The 7847-nt window shown below is 67.0% G+C and carries 5 protein-coding genes and 1 pseudogene; 4 read left to right on the plus strand and 2 right to left on the minus strand.

The window, feature by feature from the left end:
• Nucleotides 1-381, plus strand: a 381-nt coding sequence (locus tag DD1DGNOD_RS23175) for a DUF520 family protein (protein WP_131771025.1), incomplete at its 5' end; no start/stop codon positions are given.
• Between the two features lie 606 nt (nucleotides 382-987).
• Here DD1DGNOD_RS23175 and htpX read toward each other — a convergent pair.
• Both htpX and DD1DGNOD_RS23185 read right to left on the minus strand, forming a co-directional pair.
• Nucleotides 988-1866 (minus strand): zinc metalloprotease HtpX, encoded by an 879-nt coding sequence (htpX, locus tag DD1DGNOD_RS23180; protein WP_131768655.1) that lies wholly within the window; start codon nucleotides 1864-1866, stop codon nucleotides 988-990.
• Between the two features lie 191 nt (nucleotides 1867-2057).
• Nucleotides 2058-3005: a Rossmann-like and DUF2520 domain-containing protein gene (locus DD1DGNOD_RS23185; protein WP_241251797.1), complete on the minus strand. Its 948-nt coding sequence runs from the start codon at nucleotides 3003-3005 to the stop codon at nucleotides 2058-2060.
• A gap of 465 nt (nucleotides 3006-3470) precedes the next feature.
• On the opposite strand from DD1DGNOD_RS23185, the gene DD1DGNOD_RS23190 reads away from it, so the two are divergent.
• From DD1DGNOD_RS23190 to DD1DGNOD_RS27455, 3 genes and pseudogenes are all read left to right on the plus strand, one after another.
• The gene (locus DD1DGNOD_RS23190) at nucleotides 3471-5357 is read left to right on the plus strand and encodes a 2-oxoacid:acceptor oxidoreductase subunit alpha (protein WP_131768558.1); all 1887 of its coding nucleotides are present in this window, start codon (nucleotides 3471-3473) and stop codon (nucleotides 5355-5357) included.
• Complete coding sequence (locus DD1DGNOD_RS23195; protein WP_131768559.1) at nucleotides 5354-6415, plus strand: 2-oxoacid:ferredoxin oxidoreductase subunit beta; 1062 nt, start codon at nucleotides 5354-5356, stop codon at nucleotides 6413-6415. Before DD1DGNOD_RS23190 ends, DD1DGNOD_RS23195 begins: the two co-directional genes overlap by 4 nt.
• 454 nt (nucleotides 6416-6869) lie before the next feature.
• Nucleotides 6870-7847, plus strand: a pseudogene (locus DD1DGNOD_RS27455) (hypothetical protein); the annotation flags it as partial.

Consider the following 7847-nt stretch of genomic DNA (forward strand, 5'->3'; position numbering starts at 1 on the left):
ACGGGAGCGTCGGCAGCGTGGTCAGGTGAGTCCATCCTGCTCACTGCGAGTACCGAGGAACGGGTCAAGGCGGTGCTGGACGTGCTGCAGGAGAAGTGGGTCAAGCGCGGCATCTCGCTCAAGGCCCTGCAGCATGACGAGCCCACGCAGGCCGGCAAGGAACACAAGCTGGTCGTGACCGTCCAGCAGGGCATCGCCGACGACAAGGCCAAGGCGATCTCCAAGAAGATCCGGACTGACGGCCCGAAAGGCATCCAGGCCCAGATCCAGGGAGACCAGCTCCGCGTCACCGGCAAGAAGCGGGACGACCTCCAGCGGGTTATCCAGATGCTCAAGGAGGCCGACTTCGGGCTGCCTCTCCAGTTCGTCAATTACCGCTAGTATCGTCAGCGGACCGGCCAGGTACTCACACGTCCTGTTTCGATTAAGAGGTTCTGATCAAGAGATTGAGTGCGAAAACGGCTGCTGTCACGACCGTCCACTCCCTCACTTTCATGATTCGACGATATTTGATCATGAATTCTTGGTCGACTTCGAAATGGATCTGCGCTGCTTGACCGACGCTCCACGAGCGGATGTCCCGCCAGGGCGGACGCCGGACCGGTGGCGTCAGGCCCGGCCACAGGTACTGGACGGGTACCGGAAGCAATGGGTACGCCGACGGCCGACCCAGGCGGTCGGCGCAGCAGCGTAGCCGCTTCCCTCCCAGTCGGCCAAAGGACCAAAGGGCCGGGATCATGCTTCTCCCGTCGGCGGAGGCCCAGGTCCCCGGGTCGCTGCCGGGCGCAGGGTTGGCCCGGCCGCCCGGAACATATTCCGCAAAAAGGGTGCACCCCGCCCGATGGGGGGTTTCGGGCGGGGTGCCGCACGGCGAGGCCTGGGGGTTTGCCCCGCCGCGAGTCTGAGGTTCCGCGGCTGCGAGGTCTGAGCCTGAGGTTCTGGGCCTGCGGCTCAGGCCTTTTCAGAATACGACTTCCTCGCGAGGATTCAACGGTAAGGGTCGATCCGGGCCATCCCCTCCAGCCGCTCGATCCGGCGCTCCATCGGCGGGTGTGTGCTGAACATCTGGCCGACGCCACCACCCCGGAACGGATTGGCAATCATGAGCGCGGACACGGGCGCCAACTGGGAGCTCTGCGGCAACGGCCGGGCAGTCGCGGCGACCTGAAGCTTGCGCAGCGCGAGCGCAAGGCCCAGGGGGTCGCCGGTCAACGTGGCGCCGGAGGAATCGGCCTGGTACTCCCGGGCCCGGCTGATGGCGAGCTGGATGATCGCCGCCGCGATCGGCCCCAGCACGATGAACAGCATGATCTCCAGGATGCCCGGACCGTCGTCGTCGTCCCCGCGGCCTATCCCGAAGATGGCCGCGAACTGGGCGAAGTGCGCCAGGTAGACGATGACGCTCGCGAGCGCGCCGGCGACGGAGGCGATGAGGATGTCCCGGTTGTGGACGTGGCTGAGCTCATGGCCCAGGACCCCGCGCAGCTCACGGTCATCCATGATTTCCAGGATTCCCGCGGTGCAGCACACCGCGGCGTTGCGCGGGTTACGGCCGGTCGCGAATGCGTTGGGCGCCGCGGTCGGGCTGATGTAGAGCCGCGGCATCGGCATCCGCGCCCGGGTCGCGAGCTCGTGGACGATCGCGTACAGACGTGGCTGTTGGATCTGGCTGACGGGATAAGCCCGCATCGCGCGCAGGGCCAGCTTGTCCGAAAAGAAGTATGAGACCCCGTTGATACCGAGGGCGACAATGAGAGCGATTAGCAGGCCACGGCTCCCGAACAGGGAACCGACAAACAGAATCACCGCGGACAGTACGCCCAGCAGGACGGCGGTCTTGAGCCCGTTGAGGTAGCGGTGGGACATGGCGTCGGTGTCCTGTCGTCTCGAGGGTTGCGCCTGTAGCAACGCCCGGATCGACCGGGAGCGTTCCCGCCCCATATAGTCACCTATTGCAACAGCATACTCACTCGATGACTTAGGCTCCGCTGATCCAGCGGGGATCCCCATCAGTGATCCCTACCGGCGATCCTCGGCCGGACCGTTGACCAGGGCCCCTATCCGCCGGCTGTGCCGAGAACGTCCCGGATGCCCGCGGCCAGTTCGACACCGGCCAGTCCCGCCCGCTCGAGCTGGTCGACGGTGAGGGCCGCCAGGGCCGCATACACCGACGCCACCCTCTGATCAAGCGCCGCGAGGGCACCCAGATGCGCCCGCACGGTCTCGGCGTCCCCGCGCCGGACCGGACCGGTCAGCGCCGCCGGACCACGCTCAAGGGCGTTGCGCAGCGACTGCTCCAGCAGCGGCGCGACAGCGTCCGCCGGCTGCCCGACGCCGAGGGTTTCCAGCAGCTCGAGGGTGGCTGTGACCAGCGTCGCCAAGTAGTTGGCTCCCAGGACGACGGCGGCGTGGTAGGCCGTCCGTGCCTGCTCAGGCACCGAAACGACCCGGCCGCCGACAGCGGTCACGAGCGCGTTGACGACCGGCTGCGCGCCCGGGTCGGCAGTCACCCCGAACCCGGCTCCCGCCAGCCGGCCCGCGTCGTCGGCGGCACCGCTCAACGTCATGATCGGATGTACTGCCGCACGGAACGCCCCACAGGCGAGAACGGGATGCAGGACGTCCGTACCGTGCCGTCCGCTGGCATGCACGACAACCTGCCCTGCCCGCAGGGCACCGGCACTCGCGATGCCGCCGGCGACGTCCCGAATCACATCATCGGAAACTGTGAGAATAACCACATCGGATGCTTCGGCCACCGCCGCTGGCGTCCCGACCGACGCTGCTGGGAAGCGAACACGAGCACGCTCCAATGCTGTGACGGAGCGCGCGTGCACCGCCACCACCGGATAGCCGGCGTCCGACAGCGCCGTCCCGAGCGCGCTCCCCGCCCGTCCGAGGCCGACGATCCCGACTCGCGGCTTCCCTCCCGCGCACGCCGTCCGGACCACAGGTCGTTGCGCGGCGGCGTCGACGCCTTTGGCAGCACCCGCGTCCCCGGCCACCAGGCCATGGTCTCACCGGAGGTCCTGCCCAACCCCACCGGCTGTAAGGTCCCCACCGGCCGTACGCCTCTTCGTCCCTACCGGCCGTAAAGCCCCCACCAGCCGCAAGGTCCCCACCGGCTGTAAGCCTCTTCGTCCCCATCGGCCGCGGGACTCTTTCTCCGCGCGTTCCCCACACGACCGGCACGGCACGGACTCCTGATAGCATTCAGGAAGCTGGCGGACACATCTGATCACGCAATGTTTACGCAATGTTTGCGGATATTCTGGTGAGAACCCTCGCTTTTTACCGCATGCGCCGGAAGATGCCCGCGCGTTTACCGCCGGTCCCCACTCGACGGCCGGCGAGCCGCTCCGGTCAGCACGTGTCATATTCATCACACAGACCTGACCCCGTCGGGACGTTGCGCCCACGCCAATAGTCCGACCGGTACGCTCAAGTGGTACCCGAGGAGGTCACACAACGTGTCAGGCCAGGTCAGGGACCGTCAAATCCATCGACTCGACCGGGTTGTCATCCGGTTCGCCGGTGACTCAGGCGACGGGATGCAGCTCACCGGGGAGCAGTTCACCAGCGAGACAGCGGCATTCGGCAACGACTTGTCCACCCTGCCGGACTTTCCGGCGGAAATCCGCGCCCCAGCCGGCACACCGGCCGGCGTGTCAGGATTTCAGCTGCATTTCTCCGATCACGATATTCTGACGCCCGGGGACGCCCCGAACATGCTGGTGGCGATGAATCCGGCAGCGCTGAAATCGAATCTGAAGGACCTGCCGAACGGCGCCGACCTCGTCATCAACACCGATGCCTTCACCGGCGCCAACCTGAAAAAGGCCGGATATTCCTCCGACCCTCTCACCGACGGCACGCTGGACGAGTACCGAGTGCACCGGGTGCCCCTGTCGTCGATGACCATCGAAGCGGTGAACGCGCTGGAGAGCAGCGCCGGAACCGTCAACAAGAAAGAGGCCGAGCGGGCAAAGAACATGTTCGCCCTCGGCCTCATGAGCTGGCTCTACCAGCGGCCCACCGACGGCGTCGTCGCATTTCTTGAGAAGAAGTTCGCAAAACGCCCCGAGATCGCCGCCGCGAACATCGCGGCGCTGCGCGCCGGCTACAACTACGGTGAGACGACCGAGACCTTCGCCGTCGTCTACGAGGTTGCGCCGGCCCGGATGAAGCCGGGCAAATACCGTCGCGTCTCCGGGAACCTCGCGCTGTCCTACGGGCTGATCGCCGCTGCCGAGCTCACCGAACTGCCGCTGTTCCTGGGCTCCTACCCGATCACCCCGGCCTCCGACATCCTGCACGAGCTGAGCAAGCACAAGCGCTTCGGGGTGCGGACCTTCCAGGCCGAGGACGAGATCGCCGGTGTCGGTGCCGCCCTCGGAGCCTCCTTCGGCGGTTCGCTCGGTGTCACCACGACGTCAGGACCTGGCCTGGCCCTGAAGACCGAGACCATCGGCCTCGCGGTGGCCCTCGAGCTCCCGCTGGTCGTCGTCGACATCCAGCGGGGTGGACCGTCCACCGGGCTGCCGACCAAGACCGAGCAGGCAGACCTCAGCATGGCCGTGTACGGCCGTAACGGCGAGGCGCCGCTGCCCGTCATCGCCCCCCGCTCCCCGGCGGACTGTTTCGACGCCGCCATCGAGGCTGTACGCTTGGCGACGAAGTACCGGACACCCGTCATCCTGCTGTCGGACGGCTATCTCGCCAACGGGTCCGAACCGTGGCTGCTGCCTGACCGGGCCGACCTGCCCGACCTTCAGGTGGCGTTCGCGACCGGGCCGAACCACACCGGCGACAACGGTCCGGAGTTCTGGCCGTACCTTCGCGACAGCGAGACGCTCGCCCGGCCGTGGGCAGTGCCCGGCACCCCCGGGCTGGAGCACCGCATCGGCGGTCTGGAAAAGGCCGACGGCTCCGGTGGCATCTCCTACGACCCGGCGAACCACGACCGCATGGTGCGCCTGCGCCAGGCGAAGATCGAGGGTATCGCGCGCGACATCGCAGCCCTTGAGGTGGACGATCCCTCCGGTCAGGCTCGGGTGCTCGTCCTCGGCTGGGGTTCGACCTACGGGCCGATCGCGGCCGGATGCCGGCGCGTCCGCGCGAAGGGCCTGCATGTCGCCCACGCACACCTGCGCCACCTTTTCCCATTTCCCGAGAACACCGGCGAAGTGCTGCGCGCCTATGACAAGGTCCTCGTTCCCGAGATGAACCTCGGTCAGCTCAGGGCCATGGTCCGAGCGGAATTCCTGGTCGACGCCATCGGCTACAACCAGGTCCGCGGGCTTCCGTTCAAGGCCGCCGAACTGGCGGGTGTCCTGGAGGACGTGATTAACCAGTGACCGTCACGACGAACCAGGCCGGTATCACCAACCGGCTACTCGATCTCATCCCCGTCGCGGACCGACCGCAGACCCGCAAGGATTTCACCTCCGACCAGGAGGTGCGCTGGTGCCCCGGTTGCGGTGATTACGCCATCCTGGCCACCGTCCAGGGATTCCTGCCGGAGCTCGGGATCGCCCGCGAGAACATTGCGTTCATCTCCGGCATCGGCTGTTCCTCCCGTTTTCCGTACTACCTGAAGACCTATGGGATGCACTCCATCCACGGTCGGGCCCCGGCCATCGCCACCGGTCTCGCGGTCTCGCGGCCGGACCTGTCGGTCTGGGTTGTCACCGGAGACGGTGACGCACTGTCAATCGGTGGCAACCACCTGCTCCACGCGCTCCGCCGCAACGTCAACATCAAGATTCTGATGTTCAACAACCAGATCTACGGGTTGACCAAGGGGCAGTACTCACCCACATCAGAAGTGGGAAAAATCACAAAGTCGACCCCATACGGCTCGCTGGACCGGCCTTACAACCCGATCTCGCTGGTGCTCGGCGCCGAGGCGTCCTTCGTCGCCCGGTCGATCGACTCCGAACGCGCGCACCTGACCTCGGTGCTGCGTGCGGCCGCCGCCCACCCCGGCTCGGCCTTCGTGGAAATCTTCCAGAACTGCAACATCTTCAACGACGGAGCGTTCGACAGCCTGAAGGACCGCTCGTCCAAGGACGACGCGACCCTGCGTCTCAACCACGGCGAGCCGCTGGTGTTCGGCGCGGAGAGCGACAAGGGCATCCGCCGTGGCCCCACGGGCGAGCTGGAGGTGTGCGCCGCGACCGATGACGGCGTCCTGGTCCACGACGTCCACGCGACCGAGCCGAGCCTGGCGTTCGCGCTGTCGCGGGTCACCGGCAGCTCCACCGGAGTCACGCCGATCGGGGTCTTCCGGGACGTGGACGTCCCCACCTATGACGAGCAGCTCAACAGCCAGATCGCCGACGCACAGACCCGCCAGGGCGAAGGTGACCTGATGCAGCTGCTGGGCAGCGGCGACACCTGGACGGTTTCCTAGGACGCCGGTCGATTCCCAGCGGGGCCGAAGAGCGCGCGATCGTGGTTTCTCGCGCGCTCGCAGGCCCCGGGAGCCCAGCCGGCCGAATAGCACGTGACCGTGGTTTTGCGCACACTCGGAGACTTCAGGGAACTCAGCGGGCCGAAGATTGCGTAGCCATGATTTTTCGCGTCCGGGTCGCCTGAAGGTCGCTCTGCGGTCCGAATAGCACCTTTGATGAAGCGTTGTCTGCATATAGTCGGAATATCTGCGACTCGTACGTTAGGATCCGTACCACGTCTGGCATCCCGAATCCGCCTTTCTGGATCTCCGTACCGGTCGGGCGGGTGCTGGGGCTCGGGGGCTACCGTGAGCTACCGATCCGGAGGAACAATGCAGGACAGATCGTTCCATTGCCGGCAGACCCGACGGACTTCTCCCCGGGTATCACTTCCCGCGGCAGGCGAGGTGGGCCGTGGGTAACCATTCCGCCGGCCGGCACTCACGGAAGCAGGCGGCAGCCGACCCACACCGAACCGGTTTCGACCGTGCGTCCGCAGTCACCAGCGCGCCGAGCAGCAGACAGGCGGCTGTCAGCGGAATGGTCTCCGACAGCTCCACGGTGATCGAACCCGTCAGATCGCCACGAATCTTCCGGAAACGCGACGCCCGTCCGAAATCGCAACCGGTCACACCGACGTTCCCCGAACCGGTGCCGTCACGGCCGGGAGCGATGTTCATCCCCCGTCAGCAGCTGAGGAACTCCGGCGAACTGGACACGCTGAGCGGGCCGATCCCGTTCAGCGCCTCGGCGCGGCGCAGCGACTGGACCACGGGGCGCACCACGTCCGGCGTCCAGGGGATCGGGGGGCGTGAGGAGCGGACGGCGATCCGCTCCGTGGGACGAGCGACGGGCACACCGGTGCCGGAGGCATTCGGCTCCGGTACCGGCGGAACGCAGTCGGATGACAGGCGCTCGCCTGGCACCCGCCGTGGCGCACATCGGGACGTCGCCGCCAGGCAGGGTCGCAGCCGCTTAGTCGTCACGGGTACCGCTTCCATCGCCGGGATCTCCGCCCTGCTGACCGGCATGGCCCTGGCCAGCAGCCATGATGAGCAAACCGTCGAGCTCGGGGCAGCCGCCACGGCACCGTCCGTCGGGCTGGGGGACACACCGTCGGCTTTCAGGCCGACGACTATCAGGACTCCTCGTGACGCTCACAGGCCGTGGGCACGGCTGGCTGCTCCGCCGCAGACCGCCGCCACGCCCAACCCGGGCATCCCTGAAACAGGCTCCACCGGGAACGATCTACTCTGGGCAGCCGGTGTTCTCGACTCCACCGGGATGGATCTCCCGCAGGCTTCCAGCACCTACCCCGGCACCACCACCGGTGGGATCGACCCGCCGGCCCGCCCGCTCGCGCCGTCGACACAACCCGGCGTCGATCAGCCG

The sequence above is a fragment of the Candidatus Protofrankia californiensis genome, from assembly GCF_900634765.1.
Taxonomy (GTDB): domain Bacteria; phylum Actinomycetota; class Actinomycetes; order Frankiales; family Frankiaceae; genus Protofrankia; species Protofrankia californiensis.